The following is a 13,050-nucleotide window of genomic DNA, read 5'->3' on the forward strand; positions in this document are numbered from 1 at the left end:
TGCGAGCCGATGGCTCCTACGAACGCACGTTGCACGGCCACTTGGGGCAAGGCCCCGCCCGTTTTTCCGGAACTTGGCGCATAGAGGGCACCGGCATCGCATTCACGGCTGCAGCCGGGGAGCCTGCGAGTTCCGCGCCAGAGCCCGCAGAAGCGTTCTTCCACCGTCGCCGCCCTGCGTTGGCGCCGCGTCGGCTAATACAATCGGGCACGGTGTCGGATTGGTTTGTATACCGGCCGCGGGTCTCGAAATGAGGCCTAACAATTCGCCCAAGCCGACGCCGCTTCGCGGCGCGGCTTAACTCAGGTGCTAGCCCGTGCCGCTTCTTCCGGGCAAGCACCGAGCCGCCGACCCCAGCTACCACCATCGCCAGTGGAAGGGCTCCCAATTCGCCCTCTGTCCTGACCATGAAACCGACAAGCAGTGCGCCGGCGAAGAGAAATGCCAGCGATACGACGCGCCTTGTTGCTCGGTTGTTCGCTTCAGCCATGGCGTTGGTCCGCTGGTGGGTTGTCGCATGCTGGCCCAGGATCGTGTCGCCACAAAGTGCCTTTGCGTTGCGTCGGTGAAGCTCGCAATGGGCTGGCGGGCTTGCGATTCATCAAGCCCGACGCCGCTGCCGTGCGCAGTGGCAAGGTCGTGCGAGAGCTGCGAGTTCCTCGCAGGCAACGATCGCCTCGACCAGACGAGCTCCTGAGCACCGCCGTTAAGGACGCACGTTGGATACCATCCGACGGCGAACCCGGTATCCACCGAGCAGTGACCGCCGCGACACGCGGCGGTCCGCCACCCGCCTGCATGAACCCGACTCCTGCCATGCCGCGACATCGCTCGAGCCCGCATTCGCACCACTAGGGAGGTGAGGCATGGAGATTTCAGCCCGGATCCGCAGCAACCCCCCCGCATGCGATGTCGCGGTCCAGACCGGCGGTGTCGAGCAGCGTTTGACGGTGGCGGCGAAGGCCAGCGGCCAAGGCAGTGCGGTCAACGGGGGTGAGCTGCTGATGGCCGCGCTCGCCACCTGTTACTGCAACGACCTGTACCGCGAGGCCGCGCGCCTCGGCATCGCGATCCGAGGCTGCGAGGTCGTCGCGAGCGCGCGGTCGACGACATCGGGCGCCCGGCGGAGTCGATCGTCTATGCGGCGCGCGTCGAGTCGTCGGCGACGCCCGCGGAGATCGAGCGGCTTCTCGCCGAAACCGACCGCGTAGCGGAAGTGCACAACACGCTCAGGGTGGGCCGCGAGGTCCGGCGGGTTCCATGGACGGGGCACGCGAGCTGACACTACGCTTGCCCGTGGTCGCGAACCCGACGCGGGCCACGGCACGCGTCCCCCACGACGCTTGGCCGCAACCGGATCGACAAGGGGTGGCGCATGCATGCGCATCTGTTCAGGGGTCCAGGTCGCGTATTCGGCTCAGCCCCGACCCGTCCGCTGCGAGCCTGCCGGCGCGGCACGCGCCATGGACCGCGTTCAAGTCGGTGGAGATGCGCTGCGGCGAGCCGATGCCGGGCGTCGACGTCGACGCCTGCCTCGTCGACATCGCGACGTTCGGTTGCCACCTCGCCGATGCACACATTCGGATCACCGAGCAGACCCTGCAGGCGGACGGATCCGATGACCGCGACTGACCGGCAACGAGCAATGCGCGGCCGACGCCGTCCTCGCGCACGTGCTGCGATGACCACCGCGACGGGCCGGCGTTGAAACAGGCGCGCGCTCTCGCAACGATCGTCATGTTCGCGGCTATCTCGTTGATCGTGGTGGCGGGGCTCGTCGCGATCGCCTCGGCCGTGCTCGAAGTCCTGTCGCCGTCCGAGCTCTGGGGCGTCGCGGGCGCGTTCCGCACCGGCTTCTACGCGGCCCTGCTGCTGGGTGCGATGCCGGCGCTGCTGCTGGGCGCGCCCGCGTACTGGTTGCTCTGGCGGGCCGGGCGCGCACGCTGGCGCTCGGCGCTGCCGGTCGGCGCGGCTTTGGGTGCGCTGGTGCTGCTCGTCGAGCCGGGCCTTGCCGGCTGGGGCATCGTTTGCGGCATGCTCGTCGCGGCGCTCACGCACGTGGCCGCGGCGCGCTGGCTGGCGCCCGCCATCGCATCGACGTCGCCGCCCTGAGACTGCAAGGACCTTCGGTGGACACCATCAGCTTCGACGACTTCCTGAAGGTGGAGCTTCGCGTCGGCCGCATCGTCAGCGCGACGGTCTTCGAAAAGGCGCGCAAGCCCGCGTACATCCTGCACGTCGATTTCGGCGAGGCGCTCGGCACCAGGAAGTCGAGCGCGCAGATCACGGCGCTGTATCGACCCGAGGACCTCGTCGGCCGCCTCGTGCTCGCCGTCGTGAACTTTCCGCCCAAGCAGGTGGGGCCGCTGATGTCGGAATGCCTCGTGACGGGTTTCCACAACGAGCGGGGCGAAGTCGCGCTGTGCGTTCCGGATGCGCCCGTGCCGCTCGGCACGCGGCTGCTGTAGCGGCGCGCCGCTCAGCGGCTGGAGGTGCGGAGCCAAGCGCGCACTGGAGCGGGTTCGCGACCTCGACTCATGTTCGATCGCCCGCTGGCGCATGGGCTTCGTTGCGGTGCAACGTACCGCCGAGTCGATGGAAGCGCTCGCCGATCCTGGCATCCGCCGCGACAGGGCCGTTGCGGACGGCGGAAGTAATGCCGTCCCTGCACCTCGAATGAGCCCGCTTCTGGCGCGCATGCCTGCGCGCTATCGTGGCGCCGGACCCCGCGTCCACGACGGTGCCACTACTGGCGCCCGAGCCCGGTATCGACCGCATCCGTTCCAGGAGGTCGCATGAACACGCTCCGCATGCTCGCCGCCGCCGCTGCCCTTGCCGGCCTGTGCGGCTGCAACCTCGCCGCGCCGGCGGCGCCTCCGCCGAGCAGGATCGGTACGCGGCAGCTCGTCGCGACGTCCGACGGCGTCGTCTGGAAGTTGAACACCGAGACGGGCGAAACGCGACGCTGCCTCGACGGCATGGTCGAGAAGGCGTGCGTGCTGGCGAACGACGTGGATTCCGTGGCGCAACTCAGGCCGAATCCGGCGACGTCGCCTGCACCGTCAGAGCCGGTAGCGCAGGCCGACACGCCGCTTTCCGGCACGACCCCGGCAGATGCGGCGCCCGCCGGCGACATTGGCGCGACGGCCCCACCCGATCGCTGACGCTGTCGCACGCAAGCGCGACGCATCGGCGTCGCGGTGCGGTCGAACGCCGATTCCGCGTCAGTGCCGCGCGCCTTCGCGCGTCACGAGATCGACCACGGCCGGCTCCAAGGTCGCGAGGCCGGCCGCTCGACCAAGCTCGAGCGCGTCGCCGAGTGCGCGGCCGCGATTCAGTGCCGCGTCGAGCGCCACCATGGCGCCGACCCGATTCGAGGTCGCGCAGTGGATCAGCACGCCGCCCTCGCGACGGGCATCGTCCAGCAGCTCGCCGAAGCGACGCACGCGCTCGCGGTCGAGGTCGACGGGCCCCGAGATCGGCAGCGTCCAGTATCGAAGGCCGAGGCGCGCGACCTCGTCGCCCTCGTCGTATCCGGCCGGCTCGCTCGGCGCGCGCAGGTTGATCACCGTGCGTACGCCGGCCGCGGCGAGCTGCGAAAGCTGCACCGGCGTCGGCTGCCCGGCGGCGTACTGGCCTTCGGCGAATTGCGTGGGTGCGGTCATGGTGCCTCCGGGCAGGGGTTGATCAGATCAGGCCGAGCGCACGCGCGGTTCGGTACAGCATGTAGAGCGCGACGATAGCGATGAGACCCGCCAGCACGAGGTTCAGCGCGCCCTTGCGGCCGGCGAGCCGCGTTGCCAGTCGGGTGCCGAACAGGCTGCCGAGCGCGCCGCCGCCGATGAACACCGCGGCAAGCGGCCAGTCGATAAGGCCGCTCGTCGCGTAGCTGAGCGCCGTGGTCAGCCCGAACGCCGTGACGGCCACCAGCGAGGAGCCCACGGCGAACAGGATCGGCATGCCGGTGGACGCGATCAGGCCCGGTACGACGAGGAAGCCGCCGCCGATGCCGAAGAAACCCGACAGCAGCCCGGTGGCCGCACCCGAGCCCAGCAGCTTCGGCGCATTGCCGCGGTTGAGCACGACGGTCGGATCGCCCTCGCGCCCGCGCGAACGGACCATCAGCCCGGCGACCACCAGCATCAGCAACGCGAACAGTGCCAGCAGCGTCTGCCCGTTCATCGACTTGCCGAGCAGCGCGCCGAACCAGGCGCCAACCACGCCGGCCGTGGCGAACGTCGCCGCACAGCGCCACTTCACGTTGCGCCTGCGCGCATGCGTCGTGAGCCCGGTCAAGGCATTGGCGGCGACGGCGAGCGCGCTGGTGCCGATGGCCACGTGCGGATCGTGCACGCCGACCAGGTAGACCATCAGCGGCACCGCGAGAATCGACCCGCCGCCGCCGACCAGTCCGAGCGTGAACCCCACCGCGCTGCCGGCCAGTGCACCGAGCAGGATCTGCAGCAGGCTCATCGGTCGACCTCCTGGCTGCCGCAGTAGGCGGCGTACAGCGCGTCGAGCACACTGGCGGCCGGACCCTCGGCGAGCGAGTAGAAGATGGTCTGCGACTCCCGCCGGGTTTCCACCAGCGCCATGTCGCGCAGCACGGCGAGGTGCTGCGAGAGCGCCGACATGCTGAGGCCGGTGATCGGCTGCAGCTCGCCGACGGACGCTTCGCCCTCCACCAGCTGGCAAAGCACCAGCAGGCGTGCCGGATGGGCAAGCGCCTTCAGCAACGCGGCCGCTTCATCGGCATGACGCGACATTTCCTCCGGCGAGGGGAGCATGCGGGCGGCGGGCTTTTTCGCTGAACGAGGCATGGCGTTTGTATTTTAGGTATCGCTTGACAACAAACTTCGACGGACCTAATTTAGATCCATCTAAAGTAATTCGCAAGGGCCTTCGTCATGAACCCGAACGTCGAGAGCTTCTACGACCCGGCCACGTTCACGTTCACCTACGTCGTGTACGAAGGCGACGGCGGGCGCGCTGCGATCATCGATCCCGTGCTCGATTTCGAGCCGGCGTCCGCACGTACCGCCACCGCCTCGGCGGACCGCGTGCTCGACTTCGTGCAGGCGCACCGCCTGTCCGTCGAATGGATCCTGGAGACGCATGCGCATGCCGACCACCTGACGGCCGCGGCGTACCTCAAGGGCCGCACCGGCGCGACGGTCGCGATCGGCCGCGGCATCACGCACGTGCAGGAACGGTTCAAGGCGCTGTTCGGCCTCGGGCCGGACTTCGCCACCGACGGCCGCCAGTTCGACCGCCTGTTCGGCGACGGCGACACGTTCGCGATCGGTGCGCTGGAGGCGCGCGTCATCGCCACGCCGGGCCATACCGACGACAGCCTCACCTACGTGATCGGCGACGCGGCGTTCGTCGGCGACACGCTGTTCGCGCCGGAAACCGGCACCGCGCGCGTCGACTTCCCCGGTGGCGACGCGCGCAAGCTGTACCGCTCGATCCGCCGGCTGTTCGACCTGCCGCCGCAGACACGGCTGTTCCTCTGCCACGACTATCCGCCGCCCGAGCGCGCCGCGCGCGCCGAGACGTCGCTCGAGGAACAGCGCACGCGCAACGTGCACGTCGGGAACAACGCGAGCGAGGACGCGTTCGTGGCGATGCGGACGGCGCGCGATGCCACGCTGCCGGTGCCGCGGCTCATCCTCCCCGCGCTGCAGGTGAACCTGCGCGCGGGTGAGCTGCCACCGCCCGACGCCAACGGCATCCGCTACCTGCGGCTGCCGGTCGACCAGATCGGAGGTGCGAAGTGACCACGGCCTGGCTGCTCGCGCCCGCCGGCGGCTTGCTGATCGGCCTGTCGGCGACGCTGCTGCTCTGGCTCAACGGGCGGGTCGCCGGCATCAGCGGCATCCTCAACGGCGTGCTGTTTCCGCACGGCGGCGACGTCGCGTGGCGCGCGGCGTTCCTGCTCGGCCTGATCGTCGCCGCCGGGCTCTACATGACGCTGGTACCCGGCGCGCCGCAACCGCGCGTGGACTTCCCGCGCGCGGGGCTCGTCGTGGCCGGCGTACTGGTCGGCTTCGGCACGCGCATGGGCAACGGCTGCACCAGCGGGCACGGCGTCTGCGGCATCGGTCGGCTGTCGGTGCGATCGCTCGCCGCCGTCGCCACGTTCATGGCGACCGCGATCGCGACCACGTTCGTGGTGCGCCACGTCATCGGGGGCGGGGCATGAAGAAGCTTTCGCTCGCCGCGCTCGCGTCCGGCGCGCTGTTCGGCATCGGCCTGGCGATGTCGGGCATGACCGACCCGCGCCGCGTGCTCGGCTTCCTCGACCTGTTCGGCGACTTCGACCCGACGCTGATGTTCGTGCTCGGCGGTGCCGTCGCCACCACGATGCTGTTGTTCCAGTTCGTGCTGCGCCGCGGCAGCCCGGTGCTCGCCGACACCTTCCACCTGTCGACGCTGAAGCACATCGACCGCCGCCTGCTCGGCGGCGCCGCGATCTTCGGCATCGGCTGGGGCATCGCCGGCTACTGCCCGGGGCCGGCGCTGGCGGGACTCGGCGTCGGGTCCGTCGAAGCGTTGTGGTTCGTGCCGGCGATGCTGGCCGGGCTGCTGCTGCATCGGCTCGTCGCCCGCGCCTAGCGCGGCGCCGGGCGCGTTACGGGGTGCCACTACAATGCCGGCCCGCCGCGTCGATGCCGACCGCGCGCCGCCTTCGGAGCCGTCGCTGAACACGGACACCCTTCGCCTCAAGGCCGACTGGCAGTACGAGCAGCACGGCCGCCGGCAGCACTACACGATCCAGGCATTCCTCGGCTCCGCGCTCGTGGGCCGCGGGCACGGCTGGTTCGAGCCGGGCGGCCGCTTCCTGCTGGAGAAGGTCGAGATGACCCCCCGCCACCGGTCGAAGGGGTACGGCAGCCTGGTGATCGAAGCCCTGCGCGAGAAGGCGCGGGCCAGCGACTGCACCGAGTTCGTCTTCCACGGGGTGCGTCCGGCCAACCGCGGCGCGATCCGTCTGTACGAATCGCTGGGTGCGCAGGGGATCGCCAAGCCCGACGGGCTCATGGATTTCGTGATCGCCCCGCCCTGACCCCGCCCTAACGCCGACGCCCGCCGGGAATCCGGCGGGCGTCGGCCCCGCGCCACGCGAAGCCTTCCGCAGCGCAGCGTCCACCCGCTGCTCCCGCGCCCACCAGGCCCGTGTCGGTCCTACCGCCGGTTTCCCGGCGCCCCGCTGGCACGTGCCTTGCCTGATGCCCTCGAGCCCACGCACGAGCGGCCGCCATGACCGACGCGATTTCCTCCGTCCTCTCCCAGATCCGCGCCCACGAGATGCGGATGAAGGGCATGGCGGACGTCGCCTCGAGCCCGGGCATCGCGCCCACCGCCGGTGGCGCGCCGGCCGGCGTGGGCGGCACGCAGGGCGGCGGCTTCGGCACCGCGATGTCGAACGCGATCGACAACGTCAGCCGCGTGCAGAGCGACGCCGGCGAGCTGCAGCGCGCGTTCGAACTGGGCGATCCCAAGGCCGACCTGGCCCGCGTGATGGTGGCGATGCAGCAGTCGCAGGTGGCGTTCCGGGCGACGGTCGAGGTGCGCAACCGCCTCGTCCAGGCGTACCAGGACGTCATGAACATGCCGATCTGACCTCTGCCCCGCCCCGCCGACCGACGCACTGACGAGACTCCCCGATGGCCGTGATCGCACTTCCCAAGTCCACCGAGAACCTGCAGAAGCTGGGGCGCCTGCAGGACATCCCGGCCGTGCGGCAGGTGGGCATGATCGCGCTGGTCGCGGCCGCCATCGCAGCGGGGCTGTGGCTGTTCTTCTGGACGCAGAAGCCGAACTACGTGCCCGTCTACGCCGGTCTCGACGCGAAGTCGACCGAGGACGCATCGCAGCTTCTTTCCACCTCCCAGATTCCCTTCCGCATCGACCCGGCGACCGGCGCACTCGCGGTGCCGACCGACAGGATCGGCGCCGCCAAGATGGCGCTCGCCTCCGCCGGTCTGCCCGCCAACGGCGACAAGGGCTTCGAGGCGATGGAGGGCGACCAGGGCTTCGGCACCAGCCAGTTCGTCGAGAACGCACGCTACCAGCACGCGCTGGAGACGGAACTCGCCCGCACGATCTCCAACCTGCGCCCCGTGCGCGAGGCGCGCGTCCACCTCGCGCTGCCCAAGCCGAGCGCGTTCACCCGCGACAAGCAGGACGCCAGCGCATCAGTCGTGCTGCAGCTGCGGACCGGCAGCACGCTCGAGCAGGGCCAGGTCGACGCGATCGTCAACCTGATCGCCACCAGCGTGCCGGACCTGCCGACCAACCGCGTCACCGTGGTCGACCAGTTCGGCCGCATGCTCTCGCAGCGCGATCCGACCTCCGCCGAGGCGATCGGCCAGCAGCAGTTCGACCAGCAGCATCGCCAGGAAGCGGTCTACGTGCAGCGCATCGAGCAGCTGCTCGAGCCGATGACCGGCCCGGGCCGCGGGAGCGCGCAGGTCAGCGTCGACATGGACTTCAACGAGACCGAGGAAGCGAAGGAAACCTACGGCCCCGACCAGCAGGTGCGAAGCGAGCAGGTCTCGGAAAGCGGCGACCTGGGCGCCATGGCGGCCGCCAACGCCAACGTCGCCGCCGCCCAGGGCGTGCCCGGCAGCGCGAGCAACCTGCCCAACGCCCAAGGCACGGCACCGGCCGCCGCCGCGAAGCCCGCGCCCCCGACCAGCGCGCAGGGTTCGCGCAACTCGGTGCGCAACTACGAAGTGGACCGCACGCTCACCCACACGCGGCAGGCGCCCGGCAAGATCCGCCGCGTCACCGCCGCGGTGCTCGTGGACAACGTGCCGGCCGGCCCGATGGGCAAGGACGGCAAGCAGAACCTGCGTCCGCTGACGCCCGCCGAGCAGCAGCGCATCCAGACGCTGGTGCAGCAGGCGATCGGTTTCGATACGACGCGCGGCGACGCGGTGTCGGTGGTCAACGCCCCGTTCGCCCGCGACGTGGCCGGCGACGCCGGCGACTCCACGCCGTTCTGGCAGGATCCGAAGGCGCGCGAGCTACTGCGGACGATCCTGGGCGGCATCGCCGTGATCGTGCTGATCTTCACCGTGCTGCGCCCGGCGCTACGGCAGATGCTGCAGCCGAAGGTGGTGATTCCGCAGCAGTCGACGGTCGCCACGATCGTCGCCGAAGAACTCGAGCAGGGTGCCGCGAACCCACGCGCCGCGCGTGCGCCGAGCGACCCGGCGCTGCCGACCGCCGCCATGCAGTTCGACCAGAAGCTCGACGTCGCGCGCACGGCGGTGACGAGCGATCCCAAGCGCGTGGCGCAGGTGGTGCGCGACATGGTGGCGTCCGATGGCTGATTACTCGAACCTCACCGGCACGCAGCGCGCTGCGATCATCCTGCTGACGCTCGGCGAGCAGCAGGCCGCGGAGGTGCTCAAGCACATGTCCGCCAAGGAAGTGCAGAAGCTGGGCGTCGCGATGACGTCCGTGAGCGGCGTGACGCGCGACCAGGTGGTCGACGTCGTCGACGATTTCGTCGAGACGCTGCAGCAGCCGTCGGGCCTGGGCTCCGGCGCGGACGAGTACGTGCGCGCGGTGCTGGTGCAGGCGCTGGGCGAGGACCGCGCGTCCAGCCTGATCGACCGCATCCTGCTCGGCCGCAACACGCAGGGCCTCGACACGCTCAAGTGGATGGAGCCCCGCGCGATCGCCGAGCTGGTCCGCAACGAGCACCCGCAGATCATCGCGATCGTGATGTCGCACCTCGACCCGGACCAGGCCGCCGAAGTGCTCAAGGCCCTGCCCGACCGCGTGCGCAGCGACGTGCTGGTGCGCATCGCCACGCTCGACGGCGTGCCGCCGCATGCGCTCAACGAGCTCAACGACGTGATGGCCAAGCAGTTCGCCGGCAGCCAGAACATCAAGTCGTCCGCGCTCGGCGGCGTGAAGTGCGCGGCCAACATCCTCAACTTCATGGACGGCGGCCAGGACGAGGCGATCCTCGGCTCGATCGGCCAGATGGACGAGACGCTCTCCACGCAGATCCGCGACCTGATGTTCGTGTTCGACAACCTCGCCGACATCGACGACCGCGCGATGCAGACCATCCTGCGCGAGGTGCCGAACGAGAAGCTCGCCGTCGCGCTGCGCGGCGCCGACACCAAGGTCAAGGACAAGATCATCGGCAACATGTCGCAGCGCGCGGCCGAGATCCTGAAGGACGACATGGAGGCGCGCGGCCCGGTGCGCCTGGCCGACGTCGAGGCCGCGCAGAAGGAGATCCTCTCGATCGTGCGCAAGATGGCCGATGAGGGCGCCATCCAGCTCATCGCCAAGGCGGAGACGTTCGTATGAGCGAGGCCGCGGTACTGCGCTGGATCGCGCCGGGTTTCGAGCATGTCGCGGCGGTCGACCTGCCGCAGCCGCCCAGCGTGGAAGAGCTGCAGGCGATCACCGACGCGGCGTACCGCGACGGCTTCCAGCGCGGCCATGCCGAAGGCCTCGCCGCCGGACAGGCCGACATGCGCCGGATGATCGCGCAGATGGAAGGCATCCTCGACAGCTTCACGCGCCCGCTCGCACGTCTCGACGGCGAGGTGGCGGACGCGCTGGCCGACCTCGCCACGCGCATCGCCGGCACGCTGGTCGGACAGGCGTACCGCGCCGATCCGACGCTGCTCGCCGACCTCGTGCGCGAGGCGCTGGACGCCGTGGGCAGCAGCTCGCGCGACGTCGAGCTGCGCCTGCATCCCGACGACCTCGGCCTGCTCATGCCGCAGCTGATGACGCTGGACGGCGTGCGCCTGACCGGCGACACCACGCTCGCGCGCGGCGAGCTGCGCCTGCATACCGAAGGCATGCGCATCGACGGGCGCCTCGAATCGCGCCTGCGTGCCTGTCTGGATTCGCTGCTCGACACGCGGGGCGCGGCATGAGCACGTCCGTCGCCGCCGCGCAGTGGGAGGAAGCCCGCAACCTGCGCCTGGCTGCACGCCTCGCGCAGGCCGAGCCGACCGTGCCGAACGCCGGCCTCGCGCGCGAAGGCGTGCTGCGCCGCGCGGTCGGGCTCACCCTCGAAGCCTCGGGTTGCTCCGCGCCGATGGGCTCGCGCTGCCGGGTCGAAGTCGCCGGCGGTCGCTGGGTCGACGCGGAAGTCGTCGGCTTCGCCGGCGATCGAACGTTCCTCATGCCGACCGCGCACCTCGAGGGCCTGCTGCCGAACGCGCGCGTGGTGCAGAGCCACCAGCAGGGCGAGGTCGCGGTGGGCGAAGGCCTGCTCGGCCGCGTGATCGATTCGGACGGCGTGCCGCTCGACGGCCGCGGGCCGATCCGCGCCGAGGGCCACATGGGCCTGTCCGGCGTCTCCATCAATCCGCTCATGCGGGAGCCGATCACGCGCTCGCTCGACGTCGGCGTGCGCGCGATCAATGCGCTGCTGCCGATCGGTCGCGGCCAGCGCGTCGGCCTGTTCGCCGGCTCCGGCGTCGGCAAGTCGACGCTGCTGGGCATGATGACCAGGTTCACCGCAGCGGACGTCATCGTCGTCGGCCTGATCGGCGAGCGAGGCCGCGAAGTGCGCGATTTCGTCGAGGCCACGCTGGGCGAGGAAGGCCTGCGCCGCTCGGTCGTCGTCGCCGCGCCGGCCGACCGACCGCCGCTCGCGCGCCTGCACGGCGCGCTGCGCGCCACCGCGATCGCCGAGTACTACCGGGACCAGGGCTTGCATGTCCTGCTGCTGATGGATTCGCTCACCCGCTACGCGCAGGCGCAACGCGAGATCGGCCTCTCGGTCGGCGAGCCGCCGACCACGCGCGGCTATCCGCCGTCGGTGTTCGCGAAGCTTCCCGCACTGGTGGAGCGCGCCGGCAACGGCGCCGACGGCCGCGGCTCGATCACCGCGTTCTACACCGTGCTGACCGAGGGCGACGACCAGCAGGAGCCGATCGCCGACGCCGCGCGCGCGATCCTCGACGGCCACATCGTGCTCAGCCGCCGCATCGCCGATTCCGGCCAGTACCCCGCGATCGACGTCGAGGTGTCGGTCTCGCGCGTCATGCAGGACATCACCGACGCGCCGTGGCGCGAGCGCATCCGCAAGCTGCGCCGCCTGATGTCGGCCTACTCCACGCAGCGCGACCTCATCGCGATCGGCGCCTACCAGCGCGGCAGCGATCCGCTGGTCGACGAGGCGCTCGCGCGCTGGCCCTCGATCATGGATTTCCTCGGACAGGACGTCGCCGAAGCTTCCGATGTCGAACAGAGCAAGGCCGCGCTCACGCGGCTGCTCGACGACGGCAACCTCTGACGGACGACCCGATGGCCCCCCGCTCCCAACGTCTCGACCCGATCCTCCAGATCAAGCAGCGCCAGCAGGATGAAGTCGCGCAGCAGGTCGCCGCGCGCGAGGCCGCGCAGGCCGAGCAGCAGGCGCGCCTCGACGCGCTGCAGCGCTATGCCGCCGAGTACACGCAGCAGCCGATCCAGGGCGCGACGATCAACCCGGCGCTGCTCGCCAACCGCGTCGCGTTCCAGTCGAAACTGCAGCAGGCGGTGCAGCAGCAGGTGCAGGTGGTGAGCCGCACGCGCGAAGCCACCGAGCTCGAGCGGGCGAAGCTGATGCTGGCCAGCCGCGAGACGCACGTGCTGGAGAAGCTCGCCGCCAGCTACCGCACCGAGGAAAGCCGCGCCGCCGACAAGCGCGCGCAGAAGGAACTCGACGACATCGCGGGCCGCCGCGTGCGCGCCGCCCTCGGCGCCGAAGGCGAAGCGCGATGAACATCGGGCGCGCGCTGGCGATGTTCGACGCGTCGAAGACGGGCGAGATGCGCGGGCCGTCGGCGTCGAAGACGGCGGAGCGCCCCGCGTTCGAGTTGCCGGAACACGAGTCGATATCGCCCGAAGGGACGCCGGCCACCGCCCGTCCGCCGCGACCGCATGCCGACGCCGCACCCGCGAACCGCGGCGCGACGAAGGCGCAGGCGTCCGCCACCGCAGCGCCGGACGAAACCGGTGCGCCCGCCGATCACAGCGCCCGGCCGGCGACCGCGCGCGCCGCCGGCGGTC

General features: G+C 70.7%; 19 protein-coding genes. 16 read left to right on the forward strand and 3 right to left on the reverse strand.

The window, feature by feature from the left end; all coding sequences use genetic code 11:
- Window positions 1–866 precede the first annotated feature (866 nt).
- From E4F61_RS12615 to E4F61_RS12630, 5 genes are all read left to right on the forward strand, one after another.
- Window positions 867–1,211, forward strand: a complete 345-nt coding sequence (locus E4F61_RS12615) for an OsmC family protein (RefSeq protein WP_202909002.1) — start codon at window positions 867–869, stop codon at window positions 1,209–1,211.
- Between the two features lie 295 nt (window positions 1,212–1,506).
- Complete coding sequence (locus tag E4F61_RS15015) at window positions 1,507–1,632, forward strand: hypothetical protein (RefSeq protein WP_274380538.1); 126 nt, start codon at window positions 1,507–1,509, stop codon at window positions 1,630–1,632.
- 105 nt (window positions 1,633–1,737) lie between these two features.
- Window positions 1,738–2,112 carry a hypothetical protein gene (locus E4F61_RS12620; protein ID WP_133479992.1) on the forward strand — a complete coding sequence of 125 codons (375 nt, stop codon included), beginning with the start codon at window positions 1,738–1,740 and terminating at the stop codon, window positions 2,110–2,112.
- Window positions 2,113–2,129: 17 nt separating this feature from the next.
- Entirely contained in the window at window positions 2,130–2,468 is a 339-nt protein-coding gene (locus tag E4F61_RS12625; RefSeq protein ID WP_133479993.1) for a tRNA-binding protein, read from the forward strand.
- 327 nt (window positions 2,469–2,795) lie between these two features.
- The gene (locus tag E4F61_RS12630) at window positions 2,796–3,164 is read left to right on the forward strand and encodes a hypothetical protein (protein ID WP_133479994.1); all 369 of its coding nucleotides are present in this window, start codon (window positions 2,796–2,798) and stop codon (window positions 3,162–3,164) included.
- Between the two features lie 60 nt (window positions 3,165–3,224).
- Here E4F61_RS12630 and E4F61_RS12635 read toward each other — a convergent pair whose 3' ends face one another.
- The 3 genes from E4F61_RS12635 to E4F61_RS12645 are packed head-to-tail and all read right to left on the reverse strand — an operon-like array spanning window position 3,225 to window position 4,766.
- A complete protein-coding gene (locus E4F61_RS12635) occupies window positions 3,225–3,665 on the reverse strand; it encodes a protein tyrosine phosphatase family protein (protein WP_133479995.1) in 441 nt (146 codons plus the stop codon).
- A 22-nt stretch (window positions 3,666–3,687) separates the two neighbouring features.
- On the reverse strand, window positions 3,688–4,467 hold the full coding sequence (locus E4F61_RS12640) for a sulfite exporter TauE/SafE family protein (RefSeq protein ID WP_202909004.1): 780 nt from the start codon (window positions 4,465–4,467) through the stop codon (window positions 3,688–3,690).
- A 2-nt stretch (window positions 4,468–4,469) separates the two neighbouring features.
- Window positions 4,470–4,766 carry an ArsR/SmtB family transcription factor gene (locus tag E4F61_RS12645; protein WP_238382931.1) on the reverse strand — a complete coding sequence of 99 codons (297 nt, stop codon included), beginning with the start codon at window positions 4,764–4,766 and terminating at the stop codon, window positions 4,470–4,472.
- A gap of 141 nt (window positions 4,767–4,907) precedes the next feature.
- Here E4F61_RS12645 and E4F61_RS12650 point away from each other — a divergent pair, with 141 nt between their 5' ends.
- The 11 genes from E4F61_RS12650 to E4F61_RS12700 form a co-directional block, all read left to right on the forward strand.
- Window positions 4,908–5,780 (forward strand): MBL fold metallo-hydrolase, encoded by an 873-nt coding sequence (locus tag E4F61_RS12650; RefSeq protein WP_133479998.1) that lies wholly within the window; start codon window positions 4,908–4,910, stop codon window positions 5,778–5,780.
- Window positions 5,777–6,205: a YeeE/YedE family protein gene (locus E4F61_RS12655; RefSeq protein WP_133479999.1), complete on the forward strand. Its 429-nt coding sequence runs from the start codon at window positions 5,777–5,779 to the stop codon at window positions 6,203–6,205. Before E4F61_RS12650 ends, E4F61_RS12655 begins: the two co-directional genes overlap by 4 nt.
- On the forward strand, window positions 6,202–6,618 hold the full coding sequence (locus tag E4F61_RS12660; protein WP_133480000.1) for a DUF6691 family protein: 417 nt from the start codon (window positions 6,202–6,204) through the stop codon (window positions 6,616–6,618). The genes E4F61_RS12655 and E4F61_RS12660 overlap by 4 nt, the downstream gene beginning before the upstream one ends.
- A gap of 34 nt (window positions 6,619–6,652) precedes the next feature.
- On the forward strand, window positions 6,653–7,069 hold the full coding sequence (locus E4F61_RS12665; protein ID WP_133480001.1) for a GNAT family N-acetyltransferase: 417 nt from the start codon (window positions 6,653–6,655) through the stop codon (window positions 7,067–7,069).
- 194 nt (window positions 7,070–7,263) lie between these two features.
- Window positions 7,264–7,626 carry a flagellar hook-basal body complex protein FliE gene (gene fliE, locus E4F61_RS12670; protein ID WP_133480002.1) on the forward strand — a complete coding sequence of 121 codons (363 nt, stop codon included), beginning with the start codon at window positions 7,264–7,266 and terminating at the stop codon, window positions 7,624–7,626.
- A gap of 44 nt (window positions 7,627–7,670) precedes the next feature.
- Window positions 7,671–9,344 carry a flagellar basal-body MS-ring/collar protein FliF gene (gene fliF, locus E4F61_RS12675; protein WP_133480003.1) on the forward strand — a complete coding sequence of 558 codons (1,674 nt, stop codon included), beginning with the start codon at window positions 7,671–7,673 and terminating at the stop codon, window positions 9,342–9,344.
- Entirely contained in the window at window positions 9,337–10,341 is a 1,005-nt protein-coding gene (gene fliG, locus E4F61_RS12680; protein ID WP_133480004.1) for a flagellar motor switch protein FliG, read from the forward strand. The genes fliF and fliG overlap by 8 nt, the downstream gene beginning before the upstream one ends.
- Window positions 10,338–10,922 (forward strand): FliH/SctL family protein, encoded by a 585-nt coding sequence (locus E4F61_RS12685; RefSeq protein WP_133480005.1) that lies wholly within the window; start codon window positions 10,338–10,340, stop codon window positions 10,920–10,922. The genes fliG and E4F61_RS12685 overlap by 4 nt, the downstream gene beginning before the upstream one ends.
- Window positions 10,919–12,292 carry a flagellar protein export ATPase FliI gene (fliI, locus tag E4F61_RS12690; RefSeq protein ID WP_133480006.1) on the forward strand — a complete coding sequence of 458 codons (1,374 nt, stop codon included), beginning with the start codon at window positions 10,919–10,921 and terminating at the stop codon, window positions 12,290–12,292. The genes E4F61_RS12685 and fliI overlap by 4 nt, the downstream gene beginning before the upstream one ends.
- Before the next feature lie 11 nt (window positions 12,293–12,303).
- Complete coding sequence (fliJ, locus tag E4F61_RS12695) at window positions 12,304–12,762, forward strand: flagellar export protein FliJ (RefSeq protein WP_133480007.1); 459 nt, start codon at window positions 12,304–12,306, stop codon at window positions 12,760–12,762.
- A partial coding sequence (locus E4F61_RS12700; protein ID WP_202909003.1) for a hypothetical protein occupies window positions 12,759–13,050 on the forward strand: 292 nt, incomplete at its 3' end. The genes fliJ and E4F61_RS12700, both read left to right, overlap by 4 nt.

Origin of the sequence: Cognatilysobacter segetis, assembly GCF_004359965.1 — a bacterium.
GTDB lineage: Bacteria > Pseudomonadota > Gammaproteobacteria > Xanthomonadales > Xanthomonadaceae > Cognatilysobacter > Cognatilysobacter segetis.

Excerpts from the sequence above, each read along its gene's own strand:
- E4F61_RS12615 (WP_202909002.1), top strand. The coding sequence starts at position 867 with ATGGAGATTTCAGCCCGGATCCGCAGCAACCCCCCCGCATGCGATGTC.
- E4F61_RS15015 (WP_274380538.1), top strand. The coding sequence starts at position 1,507 with ATGCCGGGCGTCGACGTCGACGCCTGCCTCGTCGACATCGCGACGTTC.
- E4F61_RS12620 (WP_133479992.1), top strand. The coding sequence starts at position 1,738 with ATGTTCGCGGCTATCTCGTTGATCGTGGTGGCGGGGCTCGTCGCGATC.
- E4F61_RS12630 (WP_133479994.1), top strand. The coding sequence starts at position 2,796 with ATGAACACGCTCCGCATGCTCGCCGCCGCCGCTGCCCTTGCCGGCCTG.
- E4F61_RS12635 (WP_133479995.1), bottom strand. The coding sequence starts at position 3,665 with ATGACCGCACCCACGCAATTCGCCGAAGGCCAGTACGCCGCCGGGCAG.
- E4F61_RS12645 (WP_238382931.1), bottom strand. The coding sequence starts at position 4,766 with ATGTCGCGTCATGCCGATGAAGCGGCCGCGTTGCTGAAGGCGCTTGCC.
- E4F61_RS12650 (WP_133479998.1), top strand. The coding sequence starts at position 4,908 with ATGAACCCGAACGTCGAGAGCTTCTACGACCCGGCCACGTTCACGTTC.
- E4F61_RS12660 (WP_133480000.1), top strand. The coding sequence starts at position 6,202 with ATGAAGAAGCTTTCGCTCGCCGCGCTCGCGTCCGGCGCGCTGTTCGGC.
- E4F61_RS12665 (WP_133480001.1), top strand. The coding sequence starts at position 6,653 with ATGCCGGCCCGCCGCGTCGATGCCGACCGCGCGCCGCCTTCGGAGCCG.
- fliE (WP_133480002.1), top strand. The coding sequence starts at position 7,264 with ATGACCGACGCGATTTCCTCCGTCCTCTCCCAGATCCGCGCCCACGAG.
- fliF (WP_133480003.1), top strand. The coding sequence starts at position 7,671 with ATGGCCGTGATCGCACTTCCCAAGTCCACCGAGAACCTGCAGAAGCTG.
- fliG (WP_133480004.1), top strand. The coding sequence starts at position 9,337 with ATGGCTGATTACTCGAACCTCACCGGCACGCAGCGCGCTGCGATCATC.
- E4F61_RS12685 (WP_133480005.1), top strand. The coding sequence starts at position 10,338 with ATGAGCGAGGCCGCGGTACTGCGCTGGATCGCGCCGGGTTTCGAGCAT.
- fliI (WP_133480006.1), top strand. The coding sequence starts at position 10,919 with ATGAGCACGTCCGTCGCCGCCGCGCAGTGGGAGGAAGCCCGCAACCTG.
- fliJ (WP_133480007.1), top strand. The coding sequence starts at position 12,304 with ATGGCCCCCCGCTCCCAACGTCTCGACCCGATCCTCCAGATCAAGCAG.